The following is a 14,613-nucleotide window of genomic DNA, read 5'->3' on the forward strand; positions in this document are numbered from 1 at the left end:
ATCCCAGCCTCTTCCAAAACGTAGACAAACTCTATTTTTAGAAGGTGTCAATTAAAATAATTTAATGATTATGATGTCAACTAACTCTTGAAATGCTTGTTTTATGGTGTTTCAGGAGTTAGTTGTTTTTAGAAGAGCAAAAAAGATTGTCCTAAATGAACTTTTTTATGATTACTTACGGTAAAGTTTGTGATGTTGGTAAACAGGGTCAAAGGTAATATTTATGCCAAGCTTTCTAAGGACATTTTTATCTTCATTGGTTAGGGTAACGGTAGAATGGGCTTCGCTGCCTTTTAAGTTTCCGAGTTCTTTCATGGCAAGGTTGGCTTCTTCGTTATTCATAGCGGTTATGGCTAGCGCAATCAGAATTTCATTGGAATGAAGACGTGGATTTTGACTGCCTAAATGCTTAACTTTAAGCCCTTGGATGGGTTTCACATACTCTGGTTCAATCAAGTGAGTGGCTTTATCAATCTTTGCCAAGGTTTTAATGGCATTGATGATGACAGCAGCAGTTGGTCCGAAGAGTTCAGATGTTTTTCCTGTTACAATCTGCCCATTTGGTAATTGCAGAGCAAGGGCAGGTTGACCTGTTTGCTCTGCTTTTTGGCGAGCGACCACAGTGACTTGACGATCCTCAGGAGTGACACCAATATCATTCATTAAGAGTTCAATTTTTTTGACAGCAGCTTCTGAAACACGCTCTGCCTTAAAATCAACAAGCATTTGGTAATAACGGCGAATGATTTCTTGTTTGGAAGCTTCGATAGCAGCTGCTTCATTGATGATCGAGAAACCAACCATGTTAACACCCATATCGGTTGGTGAGGCATAAGGAGACTTGCTCAAAATACGCTCAAAGGTTCGATTTAAAACAGGAAAGACCTCGATGTCACGGTTGTAATTAACGGCAGTTTTGCCATACGTTTCCAAATGGAAAGGATCAATCATATTCACATCATCTAGGTCTGCCGTGGCTGCTTCATAAGCCAAGTTGACAGGGTGGTGAAGAGGAAGATTCCAGACAGGAAAAGTTTCAAATTTAGCGTAGCCAGACTTAATACCATTTATCTGATCATGATACATTTGAGACATACAAGTGGCTAATTTCCCTGAACCAGGGCCTGGTGCTGTCACAACAATAAGCTTACGGCTGGTTTTGATGTAATCATTTTTCCCCATTCCCTCAGGTGAGATAATATGATCAATATCTGTTGGGTAGCCCTTGATAGGGTAGTGTAGGTAAGATGCGATGCTATTTTTTTCGAGTTGCTTACGAAACGTATCCGCAGCTGGTTGATTGTTATACTGGGTAATCACCACTGAGCCGACATAAATGTCTAAAGTGTTGAACTTATCAATTAAGCGAAAAACTTCTTGGTCGTACGAAATCCCCAAATCTCCACGTGCCTTGGAATGCTCAATATTATTAGCATTAATGGCAATCATAATTTCGACTTGCTCTTTGAGTTCTTTGAGTAATTTAATCTTATTGTCAGGTTCATAGCCAGGAAGTACACGGGCAGCATGGTAGTCTTCTAACATTTTGCCCCCAAATTCCATGTAGAGCTTGCCGTCAAACTGGCTAATACGTTCTAAAATATGATCCCTTTGTAAATTTAAATACTTATTAGAATCAAAAGCTATAGTCTTCATTTTTTTCACCTCTATTAAGCATTATAACAAAGAAATCAGAAGAAAGAAAAGGTTTTTTGTGGAAGGAATAATGGTCAATTGTTTAAGCAAGGAGTACTCACCTTATTGCCTTTGAGATATTTTGCAGAGATTGTAACTTGACAGTCAGAAAAGGCTTTATTATACTGGTAATAATTAAATACCGCTTTAAACATGTTCCGTGAAGCATGAAAGCATTAAGATTGAAAAGAGATAGGCCTCATCTCTTGTTTTTTAGTGACTTTTAGCAGACTTGCGGACATGTTTCCAAGTCTTTTTTTGACGATTGGCAAAAGGTATTCAATTAATTAAGGTAGTTAGTGAGCTACTATTAAGAAGGGGACGATTTATGTCAACATTATCATTGGACACCACAAATAGACGTGCTTTAGTGGCAGCTATTGTTGCTTCAGGAATGGACGATTTGAATGTCATGTTTCTTGCTTTCTCTATGTCCTCTATTATTACGGAGCTGGGCCTTAGTGGCACCCAGGGAGGGTGGATTGCCACCATCACCAATTTAGGAATGTTAGTGGGAGGCATCTTATTTGGCTTGCTGGCGGATAGATACCACAAGTTTAAGGTCTTTAAATGGACGATTCTACTGTTTTCAGTAGCAACAGGATTAATTTATCTTACTCCGTCTTTGCCCTACTTATACCTGATGCGGTTTATTGCTGGAATTGGAGTTGGAGGTGAATACGGTGTAGCCATTGCGATTATGGCAGGGATTGTACCACCAGAAAAAATGGGACGCGTCTCCTCGTTGAATGGGATTGCTGGTCAGCTGGGATCTATTAGTTCAGCCTTGTTGGCTGGCTGGATTGCTCCAAGTTTGGGTTGGAGAGGGCTTTTCCTCTTCGGCTTACTTCCAATCCTTTTGGTAATATGGATGAGTTTGGCCATAGACGATAGCAAGGTTTGGGATTATCATGGTCTAGAGGAGAAAAAAAGTAGTCAACCGGTTAGCGTTACTGAACTTTTTAAAACAACAAGCTTAGCGACTCAAACCCTTGCTTTAATGGTGATGACAACCGTTCAAATTGCAGGCTATTTTGGAATGATGAATTGGTTGCCAACCATGATTCAAACAAGCTTGAACCTTTCTATCAAAAGCTCCTCTTTATGGATGGTGGCGACTATTCTAGGTATGTGTCTAGGAATGTTGACTTTTGGTCATCTCTTAGATCGCTTTGGTCCACGTCTGATTTATTCGCTTTTTTTATTAGCATCATCTATTTGTGTTTACCTTTTTCAATTTGCCAATTCCATGGCGAGTATGGCTATTGGAGGTGCTATAGTCGGCTTTTTTGTTAATGGGATGTTTGCAGGTTACGGTGCTATGATTACCAGACTTTACCCACATCATATCAGGGCTACTGCTAACAATGTTATTTTGAATGTTGGTCGTGCTTTAGGAGGCTTTTCGTCGGTCATTATCGGAAGTATCCTCGATGCATCAGGAGTGTCAACGGTTATGATTTTCCTTTCTTGTCTTTACTTGATTAGTTTTGCTGCTATGTGGACGATTCATCAATTAAAAACAGAATACTATCAGCAGAGAAAGTGAAGAGAAATTCACCTATTGGTTGACTCGGACGTCATTCTTTTGGATTTCAAATTTAACTGAGTGATAGAAGTTACTATAAAAAGGTAAGCAATCTGTCTTTGCTTACCTTTTTCATGTCGTTGATCTTAGTCTACTAATTTTGCCATGAAGGTCTGACTATCTACCCTAACTCTGGTATGACAGGCCTTACCAATCAGTTGTTCCCCCGCAAAAGCTTCTATACGGAAATCGTATTTTCTGCCTTCCTCTTTGAGAGCAGTAATCACAATAGTTACTGCTTTTCCAATAGCAGAAGCAGCTAAATGTTGAATAGCCATTTCACTACCAACAGTAGTCAGTCCTGTTTCTAGTGATTCTTGGGCAAATAAGTAAGCTGCATTTTCCATAAAGGACACTAAAGCAGGAGTAGCAAGGACATCTAGTGTCCCAGATCCCATAGCTTTCGCAGAATGCTGAGCATTAGTTTCGTAAATGTGAGAATAAATAGTCATAAGTCAATCTCCTCGTTTCTATACTCTATATTATAATACATTAAGCGCTTTCAGTCTCGGGATAACTGTTTTTTGTGTTATACTTAGTTAAAGAATTCGTCTTGAGAGGGTAACAATGCGTTTGGATAAATTTTTAGTAGAAACAGGAGTTGGGAGTAGAAGCCAAGTCAAGAGCCTTTTGAAAAAGAAAGCTATTTTCGTCAATCAAAAGGTTGAAACCTCTGCCAAGGTACACATTGATGAATACAGGGATTTGGTGACGTATCAAGGCAAGCCCTTGGTCTATGAAACCTTTGTTTATTACCTGTTAAATAAGCCAGCAGGAGTTTTATCAGCGACACAAGATAGAGCACAAGCAACCGTTATAGACTTATTAGATGAACCTGCCAAACAAAAAGATGTTTTTCCTGTTGGCAGGTTAGATAAGGATACCCGCGGACTCTTGCTCTTGACCAATAATGGTCAGTTAGCTCACGACCTTTTATCTCCTAAAAAAACATGTTGCCAAAGAGTACTTGGCGAAAGTAGCAGGCGTCATGACTGATGCAGATAAAGATGATTTTGCCAAAGGTATCTCTTTAAAGGACCACCAGTGCCTGCCTGCTAAATTGGAAGTGCTTGATCAGGATTTAAGTCAAGAGACTTGTATGGTTAGTATTACCATTCAAGAAGGAAAATTTCATCAGGTGAAACGCATGGTAGCAGCCTGTGGCAAAGAAGTTATAGAATTGCAACGTCTCAGCATGGGGCCTCTAAAATTAGACCCTAGTCTCGCAGAGGGGGAGTTTAGGCGTTTGACGTCCGAGGAATTGCAGAGCTTAGAGCCCTATTGTCAGAGCTCACTATAAAAAAGGATCCTTCTCACTTTGACTGAGAAGGATTTTAGTTAATTACTACAACCATTTTTTGTATTTGAAAAAAGCAATGGCAGATACGAAAATGAAGACAGCAAAGCCAATCACTGCTGGATAGCCAATGAGACTGACAATTCAGGCATGTATTTGAAATTTATGCCATACCAGCCAACTAAAATAGTTAAGGGCGAGCAGCGGGTCGTTACGATAGTCAGGACGCTCATAATCTTGTTTTATTTCACTTCCAACTGTAACTAGGCCAATTCATGAAGTTGAACAAGACTCTCACGTAAGATCATAAGCGTCGTCTGAAGTCTCGTTACTTACGAAGAGAAGAGGTGTAAGAACCGCAGGTTTTCCTCAGCGAAGAAATTGTTTTCATTTTCACAGAATTCTTGAGCTAAGTCAATCAGTTGCCCATAGTGGAGGTTTAATTTGGTGAGTTGCCGCCTGATGAGGTTAGGTTGTACTTGATTAGCCACGCTTTTATCCGTTAGGATAGTTTCTTCAAACTTATCTTGGGTATCAAAGTCTTCTAGAAGGTTTAAATCCTCATGGATAATCATCTCTAAGAAATCGTAGAGAAAACGTTCTAGACTGTTTTTTTCATTTTTTATTGACTTGAATTTGTGCCAGAATATCAGCTATATGGCGATGTTCATCAATAAAGACAATACCTCTTTCATCAAGGGCAAAGGAAAAATCCATGGCCTGCTCGAGCAAGTCTTTTTGATTGGGAATTTTAAAGATTCCAGTGAGGGAATCACTGTTGACTTCAGTCTTGGTCGAATGAGTAAAGTCAATGATAAACTCCATATCAATATCCATATTGAACAGGTCATGGTGGCGCCGCCATTCGTCCGGAGTTAAGATAGCAACATAAGGAGAAGTGCTGTTTAGACAGCCTGTCAGGGAGACAGTGGTTAATTTTTCTAAAATTAAGTAGCACATAGTGTCATTATAGGCTTACCCAGTCAAAAAAGCCAGTGCAAGACTGACTTTTTAATCAATTTAGATAGCCCATTCTCCACCGCGGAAGATAGGGACTACTTGGCCATCTTTGGTGATACCATCAATATCCATGTGTTCTGAACCAATCATAAAGTCCACATGGGCTGTTGAGCGGTTTAAACCAGCTGCTTTTAATTCTTCATTGGTCATTTCAGTACCACCTTTAATACTGAAAGCATAGGCAGCGCCGATGGCAAGGTGGTTAGAGGCATTTTCGTCAAAAAGAGTATTAAAGAAAGTTAAACCAGATAGTGAAATTGGCGTCTTATGAGGAACCAAGGCTACCTCACCAAGGGCACGAGCACCGTCATTTTCCTCAACCAATCGCTTAATAGTTTCCTCGCCTTTTTTAGCTGTCACCTCAACAATGTGACCATCTTTGAAGGTAAAGGTCATGTCTTCAATCACCACGCCAGCATAGGAAAGTGGTTTAGTAGATGAGACATAACCGTCAGCTCTACGATAGTCTGGTGCGGTAAAAACTTCTTCGGTTGGCATGTTAGCAATGAATTCTTCTCCTTGAGCGTTGATGCTACCAGCCGCTTCCCAGACGTGGTTTTCAGGCATGCCGAGAGTTAAATCAGTTCCAGGTGCCATGTAATGTAAGGCATCAAATTGATACTCATTTAAAAGGTTGGCTTTGGAAAGAAGACGTGCTTGGTGATCGTCCCAAGCTTTCACCGGATCCTCATCGTAGATACGATTCATTTTAAAAATGGCATCCCAGAGGGCATCCACCTGTTCTTCTTCTGATGTTAAATTTGGGAAAACCATGGCAGCCCATTCTGGACTTGCTGCGGCTACCAAATTCCAACTAACTTTGTTGGCTTGAGTAGCAGCACGTTGCTTTTCAAGAGCGATTGAGGTGGCACGTGTTGCACCAGATAGTCGGTCTGAGTCAACGCCTGCAAAGACATTTGGATCAGCTGAACGGACAACTAAACGGCTAGCTTTTTTGCCAAGTAAATAATTTGATTTTTCAACCACATAGTTAGGAACATTTAGGAGACGCTCTTCGTCAGCCTTCAAGAGTTTTTCGCGTGTGATTTGGTCATCAATGTAATCGACAACAACTTCAGCAGCCCCAGCCTCATATGCCTTTTTAGTTAAAAGACGAGCGAAGTGATAGTGCTCAGCTGCAATAGTAATCAAAAGGGTATGGCCTTTTTGAACATTGACGCCTTTTTTGATCAGTAAGTTAGCGTATTTTTCAAGATTGTGTTCGAAATGTGGTAAAACCATGGGAATCTCCTAAACATTATTTTGTAAATTCTAATGTACCATATTCAGAGAAGATTCACAAGAAATTGCGAAAAAGGATGGCTTTCCCGAGAGAAATACCTATCTGATGTTTGCTTAAAATAGTCATTCATGTTAAGATATAAGAAGAAAAATCAATAGATGAGGTATTTAACGTGGCATTTGGAGAAAATGGACCTCGCAAAAAAACAACCTTTGAAAAAGTGACAATGGTCGTTGTTATCCTAATGGTTCTTGTAACTGTTGGTGGGCTTATTGCGAGTGCCCTATCAGTATTGATGTAAGAAAACGCTGAAAGGCGTTTTTTTAAAGTAAAAGAAAGTTAGAGAATAAAAAGTATGAGTATGTTTTTAGATACGGCAAAAATTAGCGTCCAAGCAGGCCGTGGTGGCGATGGTATGGTAGCCTTTCGTCGTGAAAAGTACGTCCCAAACGGCGGTCCTTGGGGAGGAGATGGTGGTAAAGGTGGCTCAGTTATCTTTCGAGTGGACGAAGGTTTGCGTACCTTGATGGACTTCCGTTATAATCGTAAATTCAAGGCAAAATCTGGTGAAAAGGGCATGACCAAAGGCATGCACGGTCGTGGTGCAGAAGACTTGATTGTCTCTGTCCCTCAGGGAACAACGGTTCGTGATGCTGAAACTGGTAAGGTAATTACAGACTTAGTAGAACATGGGCAAGAAGTGGTCATTGCTAAGGGTGGCCGTGGTGGCCGTGGGAATATCCGTTTTGCAACCCCTCGTAATCCTGCGCCGGAAATTGCTGAGAATGGTGAACCGGGTGAAGAACGTCAGTTAGCGTTAGAACTAAAAATTCTTGCAGATGTTGGCTTAGTTGGCTTTCCATCTGTTGGAAAATCAACCTTATTAAGCGTAGTCTCATCAGCTAAGCCTAAAATTGGTGCCTATCATTTTACAACCATTGTCCCAAATTTGGGCATGGTTCGCACCAAGTCTGGCGATAACTTTGCCATGGCAGACCTGCCAGGTTTGATTGAAGGCGCCAGCCAAGGGGTCGGTTTAGGAACTCAATTTCTCCGTCATATCGAGCGGACACGGGTTATTCTTCATGTGATTGACATGTCTGCTAGTGAAGGCCGTGATCCTTACGAAGATTATGTTTCCATTAACAACGAGTTGGAAACGTATAACTTGCGGTTGATGGAGCGTCCACAGATTATCGTGGCTAATAAAATGGACATGCCTGAAGCTCAAGAAAACTTGAAAGTCTTCAAGGAAAAATTGGCTGCCCAATATGACGAGTTTGATGACTTGCCAATGATTTTTCCAATTTCAAGTTTGGCACATCAAGGGTTAGACAATTTATTAGAAGCAACAGCAGAATTACTCGCTAAGACAGATGAATTCTTATTGTATGATGAATCTGATCTGGTGGACGAGGAAGCTTACTATGGTTTTGCTGAGGCTGAGAAAGAATTTGAGATCACACGTGACGATGACGCTACTTGGGTCTTGTCCGGTGAGAAGTTAGAACGTCTCTTTGTTATGACCAATATGGAACGTGATGAGTCCATCATGAAATTTGCCCGTCAATTGCGCGGTATGGGGGTTGACGAAGCCCTTCGTGAACGTGGGGCAAAAGACGGGGATCTTGTTCGTATTGGTAAATTTGAATTTGAATTTGTGGATTAATGTGGTCTTTAGAGATGGCATTGCCATAGCAACCTTGTGTTTTATCTTTAAGATGGAGGTTTCTGATTATGGGTGATAAACCGATATCCTTTAAGGATAAGGATGGTAACTTTGTTTCAGCAGCAGATGTTTGGAATGCTGAGAAATTAGAAGAATTGTTTAATCTTTTAAATCCCAATAGACGTTTGCGCTTAGAACGTGAAAAATTGAAAAAGGATGAGGCTTAGGCCCTCATCCTTTTTTGACCTTTTTTTCTTGGTAACGTTGGAGCATTAGCCAATTATAGAAAGTGTAACTATCATTAATAAGAAAGGTAGCAAAGCAGATAACCACAGCATATTGGCTAGAATCTGTTTGAGCAGCATGCATCCATAAGAGAATGAGGACTAGATCATTGAGCCCGTATGCTAAGGCAAAATAAGGGCTGCGCTTATAACTGAGATAAACGGCTGAAAAAGAAGTAGCAATGGATAAGGTGGAAACAAGTAAGTAGGCTGTCTTAACAGCAGCCAAGATGCCATAAAAAATAAGGGTGACAATTACCGTAAAAATGACTAACCGTAAGCTATCAGATTTTTTTAATCGTGAAATAGTAACTTGTGATTTTTTCCCTTCAAAAGGATGGTTTAACCAAGTAAAGAGTGAAAAAATAGCCATTGGTAGGGTCATGAAAAGATAGGTCATTAACTCTCCATAGTAACTGTTTTGTAATGAAAGATAGGCATAGATAATGGAAAAAATAATGACGAGCCCTTGACCAATAGGGTTAGCTTTGGCACTGAAAATCAAAGAGGTTACTCCAATCAAAGAGGCTATCAATGCTAAGGGGGCTTGGTCTCCAAATAAAAAGGCACTTATCAGAATAGCCGAGACAGAACTTAACCAAAGTGCCCACTCGGTTTTTGTAAAGTAGTTTAAATAAGCCATACCCCTATTCAAACATAGGCTAAGGGATCTGTCAATAGGGGCTTGGTTGTGATAAGAAGTAGTAAGGCAGGTTAGATAGGCTCTTTAAGATAATGAAGGAAGATTGTCACTATTTCAAACTTAAAATCACTTATTTTCCGTGATGATAAGGAAAAAACAGGTTTTTTAAAGCGTTTACATCACCTGTTTTTCTTCTTATAATAAAAAGAGAAGTGAGTAAAGAAAGGACAAAGGATATGCAACAAAGAAAACACCGTTATCAATTTCCAGATGGCTTTTTATGGGGAAGTTCCACATCTGGTCCTCAAAGCGAAGGAACGGTTTCTGGAGATGGCAAAGGACCTAGCAACTGGGATTACTGGTTTAGTATTGAGTCAGCTAAGTTTCATCACCAAATTGGCCCAGAAAAGACCTCAAGCTTTTATGAAAACTATAAGGGTGACATTGCCCTTTTGAAAGAAACAGGCCACACGGTTTTTCGGACCTCAATCCAGTGGTCTCGATTGATTCCAGAAGGAGTTGGGGAGGTTAATTCAAAGGCGGTGACATTTTACCGAGAAGTATTTCAAGACATTATTGCTCAAGGTATTAAATTGATTGTTAACCTCTATCATTTTGACCTCCCTTATGCCTTGCAAGAAAAAGGGGGCTGGGAAAACAAAGCTACTGTCTGGGCTTATGAAACCTACGCAAAAACCTGTTTTGAGCTTTTTGGTGATTTAGTAAACACTTGGATTACCTTTAATGAACCAATTGTTCCAGTCGAATGTGGCTATTTAGGTTATTATCACTACCCTTGTAAAGTAGATGTCAAGGCAGCAGTTCAAGTGGCTTACAACACACAACTGGCCAGTTCACTGGCGGTCAAAGCTTGTCATGAGCTTCATCCCGACCACAAGATTAGTATTGTGCTTAACATGACACCTGCTTATCCTCGGAGTGATGCTCCTGAAGATGTCAAGGCTGCTAGAATCGCAGAGCTTTTCCAAACCAAATCCTTCCTAGATCCATCAGTTTTGGGTGTTTACCCAGCAGAGTTAGTTTCCATTTTAGAGGAAGCTGATTTATTACCCCAATATAGTGCTGATGAATTAGAGATTATCAAAAACAATACTGTTGATTTTTTGGGAGTAAATTATTATCAACCTTTGCGAGTTCAGGCACCTAGTAAGTCACAGCAAGAGGGTGCCCCCCTTAGCTTAGATATTTATTTTGACCCTTATGATATGCCTGGTAAAAAAGTCAATCCTCACCGGGGTTGGGAAATTTATGAACCAGGACTTTATGATATTGCCCTTAATTTAAAAGAACACTATGGTAACATCGAATGGCTAGTCACGGAAAATGGTATGGGTGTCGAAGGTGAAGAAGCTTTTTTAGCAGATGGCCAAATACAAGATGACTACCGCATCACCTTTATCGAGGATCATCTTATCCAGCTTCATAAGGCTTTGGAAGAAGGAGCCAACTGCAAAGGCTACCTCTTGTGGACTTTTATTGATTGCTGGTCTTGGTTAAATGCTTATAAAAATCGATATGGTTTGGTAGCTTTGGATTTAGAGAGTCAAAAGCGAACCATAAAAAAATCAGGTTACTGGTTTAAGGCGTTGAGCGAGTCAAATGGTTTTGATAAATAGGAGGCAATATGGTTGATTTAGGATTTTCTCTATACCCTGAGCGGCATGGTGTTACTAAGAGTAAAGCTTATATTGACTTATGTCATAGCTATGGAGCCAAGCGCTTGTTTATGAGTCTCTTACAGCTGGCACCAGCTGATCACCAGATGTTTCATTGCTACGCAGAGCTCATTGCTTATGCAAATCAATTAGGCATTCAAGTGATTGCTGATGTTAGTCCAAGCTTTATTAGCCAAGCTGGTTGGTCAGACCAGCTTATTGAACAGGCTCATGCCTTCGGGTTGGCTGGCTTACGCTTAGACGAGGCTCTCCCTCTAGCAGAGATTGTAACTTTAACAAAAAATCCCTTTGGGCTTAAAATTGAACTTAATATGAGCACTGATAAACAATTATTGATGTCATTACTAGCGACAGATGCAAAACGGAGCAATATTATTGGTTGCCATAATTTTTACCCACATGAATTTACCGGTCTGTCATGGCAACATTTTAAGGATATGTCACGCTTTTATCATGAGCATGATATTGAAACGGCTGCTTTTATCACCGCTCAGTCAGCATCTGAAGGCCCTTGGCTACTGGCAGAAGGCTTGCCGACAGTGGAAGACCATAGGCACTTGCCCATTGGCCTGCAAGTAGAATTAATGAAAGCGATAGGAACCATTGATAATATCCTCATCTCTAACCAATTCATTTCGGAAGTTGAATTGGAAGCATGTACTCAGGCTTTAGCAAGACCAGTCACAACGATCAAGGTTAGGCCTATCATCGATTTGACAGAAGTTGAGGAGCAAATCATTGGCTATCCGCATTGTTATCGTGGCGATGTATCTGATTATGTGATTCGATCAACCATGCCACGTCTAGTTTATGCTCAGGAATCGATTGCTCCCAGAGATCAATCTAAGGAGGTCAAACGAGGTAGTATTATCATTGACAATGACCACTATCATCGATATAAGGGAGAACTGCAAATTGCTTTGAAAAATTTTACGGTTAGTTCAAAAGCTAATGTGGTTGCTGAGGTCAGAGAGGACTATCTTAGTTTGTTAGATGATTTGCGACCTTGGCAGGAATTTTGTTTGGAGATTGACCCATCATAGATTCTTTTCACAATCAATGCGGAAAATGATGGTCACCTTTTTCGGAAAATATTTGTTACACTAAAAGAGGGTAGAAAGCGTTTTCTAAAGTAGTAAGGAGGACTAATGTTATCAAAAAAAGAACTGGCCATCATAACATTTCTAATCCATCACAAAGAGCAGTTTGTCTCTAGTGCAACTCTGGCTGAGGTTATTGGTATGAGTGACCGTACGGTTAGGAAATACCTCAAAGAACTGATCAGTAGCCTTCCTGAACACGGGGCTCACATCATTTCTAAACAAGGTCGAGGTTACTGCTTAGAAATTGACCATTCTATGGCATTTGACATCTTTTGGCAAGAAAGTGTGACGTCTAAAAAACGTTTGGCAGATGTGACTCAAGTGGAAGAATCGGTTGATCGAGAAGATTATGTGCTTCATAAATTCTTTTTTGAAGATGCCGTTCAGGATTTTGAAGAGCTTTGTCAAGAATTGTATATCAGTCGGACAACGTTAAAACATGTTTTAGCAGGCATTAAGGAGCGCATAATACCTTACCAGTTAGAGCTTGAAATAACTCACCAACATATTCAAATAAGAGGTAAAGAAGAGGACATTAGGCATTTTATCATGGACTATTTTTTTGTTACTAGTTTTGATAATATCTTGTCCACCATGGTAGGTAATACCTTTCTTGAAGGTATTAATTTCGCAGAAATCATGATTATTGTCTTGGATGAATGTCGGGATGCTAAGTTGAAACTTTCTGATTTTGTCATGAATAATCTAGTTTTGCATATTGCCCTAATGGTTCAGCGTATTCGATCGGGGTATCCATTAGGACTGTTTTCCATTCCAATAGCGATTCGTCAGTCTGATGAGTATCAAGTAGCTCTGCGCATTTTGTATCGAGTGGAAGAAGTGATGGGGATACGTTTTCCAAAAGAGGAGGCTAATTATATTGCACTGCATCTAAAGGTCAAACATTCTGTCGGTAAGCATTGGCAAGATGATAATACCGACGAAAAGTTGCAGGACCATTTAAAAGCATGTATTGCCAAGGTTAGTCAATTGACAGGCATGACTTTAGAAACAGATACCAATTTACTTCAAGGTTTATTAGCCCACATGATGCCCTTGACTACACGTCTTGAAAACCATATTCAGCTGACCAATCCTTTAACTGAGGAAATTAAAAGCCAGTATCCTGAAATATTTACCCTTACCAAGCAGACCTTTGCGGATTTGCCTGTCTGTCAAAAGAATGATGTTTCAGACGATGAATGGGCTTATATTAGTTTGCATTTAATGGCAGCCATTGAGCGTTATTCAAACCGTCATAAAGTGAGGGTTCTAGTAGTTTGTGCCACAGGTTATGGTAGTGCCATGATGTTGAAAAATCGCTTGGAAAAGGAATTTGAAGGACGTTTGCGTATTGTCGATGTTATCAGTTACTATGAAATAACTGAAGAGCGACTGAAAACCGTTGATGTGATTATTTCCTCTATCAGCCTTGCTAATCTGATGTTTTTAACACCAGTGATTACCGTCAGTGTCTTTTTGTCAAATCAGGATATTGAAACTATTCGAGAGTTTATTGGAGAACAAGAAGGCATCAAAAAAGAGGTCAAGTTATCGTCACAGATGAGTTTAGCAAAAGCAGATCAGCTTCTAACAGGTGTTTTTAGTCCTAATCGTTTTCTTTATTTAGACGAGAAAATCTCAAAGGAAGACTTGCTTTTACGGATGATTGCTTGTCTTGATGAGGTGGGGACAGAAACGTTTGTAGAGGACTTCTATCATCAAATGGTACTGAGGGAAAATTACAGTCCAGTTATTTATGGAGAAGTGCTTGCCTTTCCGCATCCTGCTAATCCCATGACTTATTCTGAACAGGTAGTAGTGGCTATTTGCCGAGAGCCTCTTGAGTGGGATGAGGTGCATCAAGCTGTTCATTTTGTCTTTTTATTATCTCCGTCTAAAGGGCATAATCATAAGTTAAAATATGTATCACCAGGTTTGGCATCTTTTGTCAATCAGGTGGAGCTTCAGCAAAGGTTACTAGAAGAACCAAATTATTCCAAATTCATGGAAGTGTTTACCTCACTTATTCATGATTAAAACGATTAAAAGGAGAAACCTTATGAAATCTATTATGTTAGTTTGTAATGCCGGTATGTCAACTAGTATGTTGGTGACTAAGATGCAAAAAGCAGCCCAAGCGCGTGACCTTGAAGTTTCTATTTGGGCAGTTCCTGTGAGTGAAGCTGACAACGAAGTGGCTGCTAATAGCATTGACGTTCTCTTGTTAGGCCCACAAGTCAAATTCTTACTAAAGGATTTTAAAGATAAGTTTGAACCAGATATTAAAGTAGATGCCATTAACATGGCTGATTATGGTCTTATGAACGGTAAAAAAGTCCTTGAAACAGCCCTAGCGATGATGGAGGAATAG

Annotated in this window: 12 protein-coding genes and 2 pseudogenes; 9 read left to right on the forward strand and 5 right to left on the reverse strand. The window is 40.0% G+C overall.

All coding sequences use genetic code 11. The features are described from left to right. Positions 1 to 171: 171 nt before the first annotated feature. Positions 172 to 1,656: a DUF1846 domain-containing protein gene (locus tag EL097_RS06975; protein WP_003044008.1), complete on the reverse strand. Its 1,485-nt coding sequence runs from the start codon at positions 1,654 to 1,656 to the stop codon at positions 172 to 174. A gap of 367 nt (positions 1,657 to 2,023) precedes the next feature. On the opposite strand from EL097_RS06975, the gene EL097_RS06980 reads away from it, so the two are divergent. Next, positions 2,024 to 3,244 (forward strand): MFS transporter, encoded by a 1,221-nt coding sequence (locus tag EL097_RS06980; protein WP_003044007.1) that lies wholly within the window; start codon positions 2,024 to 2,026, stop codon positions 3,242 to 3,244. Positions 3,245 to 3,369: 125 nt separating this feature from the next. Here EL097_RS06980 and EL097_RS06985 read toward each other — a convergent pair whose 3' ends face one another. After that, positions 3,370 to 3,735, reverse strand: a complete 366-nt coding sequence (locus tag EL097_RS06985; protein ID WP_003044004.1) for a thioesterase family protein — start codon at positions 3,733 to 3,735, stop codon at positions 3,370 to 3,372. Positions 3,736 to 3,850: 115 nt separating this feature from the next. Between EL097_RS06985 and EL097_RS06990 the strand changes: the two are divergent. Continuing rightward, a pseudogene (locus EL097_RS06990) lies at positions 3,851 to 4,583 on the forward strand (pseudouridine synthase). Between the two features lie 45 nt (positions 4,584 to 4,628). Here the strand turns inward: EL097_RS06990 and EL097_RS11225 are convergent. After that, positions 4,629 to 5,540, reverse strand: a pseudogene (locus EL097_RS11225) (magnesium transporter CorA family protein). Between the two features lie 60 nt (positions 5,541 to 5,600). Next, positions 5,601 to 6,842 (reverse strand): aminopeptidase, encoded by a 1,242-nt coding sequence (locus EL097_RS07000; protein WP_003043999.1) that lies wholly within the window; start codon positions 6,840 to 6,842, stop codon positions 5,601 to 5,603. 173 nt (positions 6,843 to 7,015) lie between these two features. On the opposite strand from EL097_RS07000, the gene EL097_RS07005 reads away from it, so the two are divergent. The 3 genes from EL097_RS07005 to EL097_RS07015 all read left to right on the forward strand — a co-directional run bounded on the left by EL097_RS07005 (position 7,016) and on the right by EL097_RS07015 (position 8,739). Beyond that, positions 7,016 to 7,144 (forward strand): DUF4044 domain-containing protein, encoded by a 129-nt coding sequence (locus EL097_RS07005; protein ID WP_002984145.1) that lies wholly within the window; start codon positions 7,016 to 7,018, stop codon positions 7,142 to 7,144. A gap of 54 nt (positions 7,145 to 7,198) precedes the next feature. Further along, positions 7,199 to 8,512 (forward strand): GTPase ObgE, encoded by a 1,314-nt coding sequence (gene obgE / locus EL097_RS07010; RefSeq protein WP_003043997.1) that lies wholly within the window; start codon positions 7,199 to 7,201, stop codon positions 8,510 to 8,512. Positions 8,513 to 8,580: 68 nt separating this feature from the next. Next, a complete protein-coding gene (locus EL097_RS07015; protein WP_002984154.1) occupies positions 8,581 to 8,739 on the forward strand; it encodes a hypothetical protein in 159 nt (52 codons plus the stop codon). A gap of 4 nt (positions 8,740 to 8,743) precedes the next feature. On the opposite strand, the gene pnuC is transcribed toward EL097_RS07015, so the two are convergent. After that, positions 8,744 to 9,439, reverse strand: a complete 696-nt coding sequence (pnuC, locus tag EL097_RS07020) for a nicotinamide riboside transporter PnuC (protein ID WP_003043995.1) — start codon at positions 9,437 to 9,439, stop codon at positions 8,744 to 8,746. A gap of 236 nt (positions 9,440 to 9,675) precedes the next feature. On the opposite strand from pnuC, the gene EL097_RS07025 reads away from it, so the two are divergent. From EL097_RS07025 to EL097_RS07040, 4 genes are all read left to right on the forward strand, one after another. Then, complete coding sequence (locus EL097_RS07025; protein WP_003043994.1) at positions 9,676 to 11,076, forward strand: glycoside hydrolase family 1 protein; 1,401 nt, start codon at positions 9,676 to 9,678, stop codon at positions 11,074 to 11,076. An 8-nt stretch (positions 11,077 to 11,084) separates the two neighbouring features. After that, positions 11,085 to 12,179, forward strand: coding sequence for a DUF871 domain-containing protein (locus EL097_RS07030; protein WP_003043992.1), 1,095 nt, complete (start codon positions 11,085 to 11,087; stop codon positions 12,177 to 12,179). Between the two features lie 105 nt (positions 12,180 to 12,284). Continuing rightward, entirely contained in the window at positions 12,285 to 14,279 is a 1,995-nt protein-coding gene (locus EL097_RS07035; protein WP_003043990.1) for a BglG family transcription antiterminator, read from the forward strand. A gap of 22 nt (positions 14,280 to 14,301) precedes the next feature. Next, positions 14,302 to 14,613: a PTS sugar transporter subunit IIB gene (locus EL097_RS07040; RefSeq protein WP_003043988.1), complete on the forward strand. Its 312-nt coding sequence runs from the start codon at positions 14,302 to 14,304 to the stop codon at positions 14,611 to 14,613.

It is taken from the genome of Streptococcus canis (assembly GCF_900636575.1).
Taxonomy (GTDB): Bacteria; Bacillota; Bacilli; order Lactobacillales; family Streptococcaceae; genus Streptococcus; species Streptococcus canis.

Bases quoted from the DNA above. Each gene is read 5' to 3' on its own strand.
- EL097_RS06975 (WP_003044008.1), bottom strand. From the start codon at position 1,656: ATGAAGACTATAGCTTTTGATTCTAATAAGTATTTAAATTTACAAAGG.
- EL097_RS06980 (WP_003044007.1), top strand. From the start codon at position 2,024: ATGTCAACATTATCATTGGACACCACAAATAGACGTGCTTTAGTGGCA.
- EL097_RS06985 (WP_003044004.1), bottom strand. From the start codon at position 3,735: ATGACTATTTATTCTCACATTTACGAAACTAATGCTCAGCATTCTGCG.
- EL097_RS07000 (WP_003043999.1), bottom strand. From the start codon at position 6,842: ATGGTTTTACCACATTTCGAACACAATCTTGAAAAATACGCTAACTTA.
- obgE (WP_003043997.1), top strand. From the start codon at position 7,199: ATGAGTATGTTTTTAGATACGGCAAAAATTAGCGTCCAAGCAGGCCGT.
- EL097_RS07015 (WP_002984154.1), top strand. From the start codon at position 8,581: ATGGGTGATAAACCGATATCCTTTAAGGATAAGGATGGTAACTTTGTT.
- pnuC (WP_003043995.1), bottom strand. From the start codon at position 9,439: ATGGCTTATTTAAACTACTTTACAAAAACCGAGTGGGCACTTTGGTTA.
- EL097_RS07025 (WP_003043994.1), top strand. From the start codon at position 9,676: ATGCAACAAAGAAAACACCGTTATCAATTTCCAGATGGCTTTTTATGG.
- EL097_RS07030 (WP_003043992.1), top strand. From the start codon at position 11,085: ATGGTTGATTTAGGATTTTCTCTATACCCTGAGCGGCATGGTGTTACT.
- EL097_RS07035 (WP_003043990.1), top strand. From the start codon at position 12,285: ATGTTATCAAAAAAAGAACTGGCCATCATAACATTTCTAATCCATCAC.
- EL097_RS07040 (WP_003043988.1), top strand. From the start codon at position 14,302: ATGAAATCTATTATGTTAGTTTGTAATGCCGGTATGTCAACTAGTATG.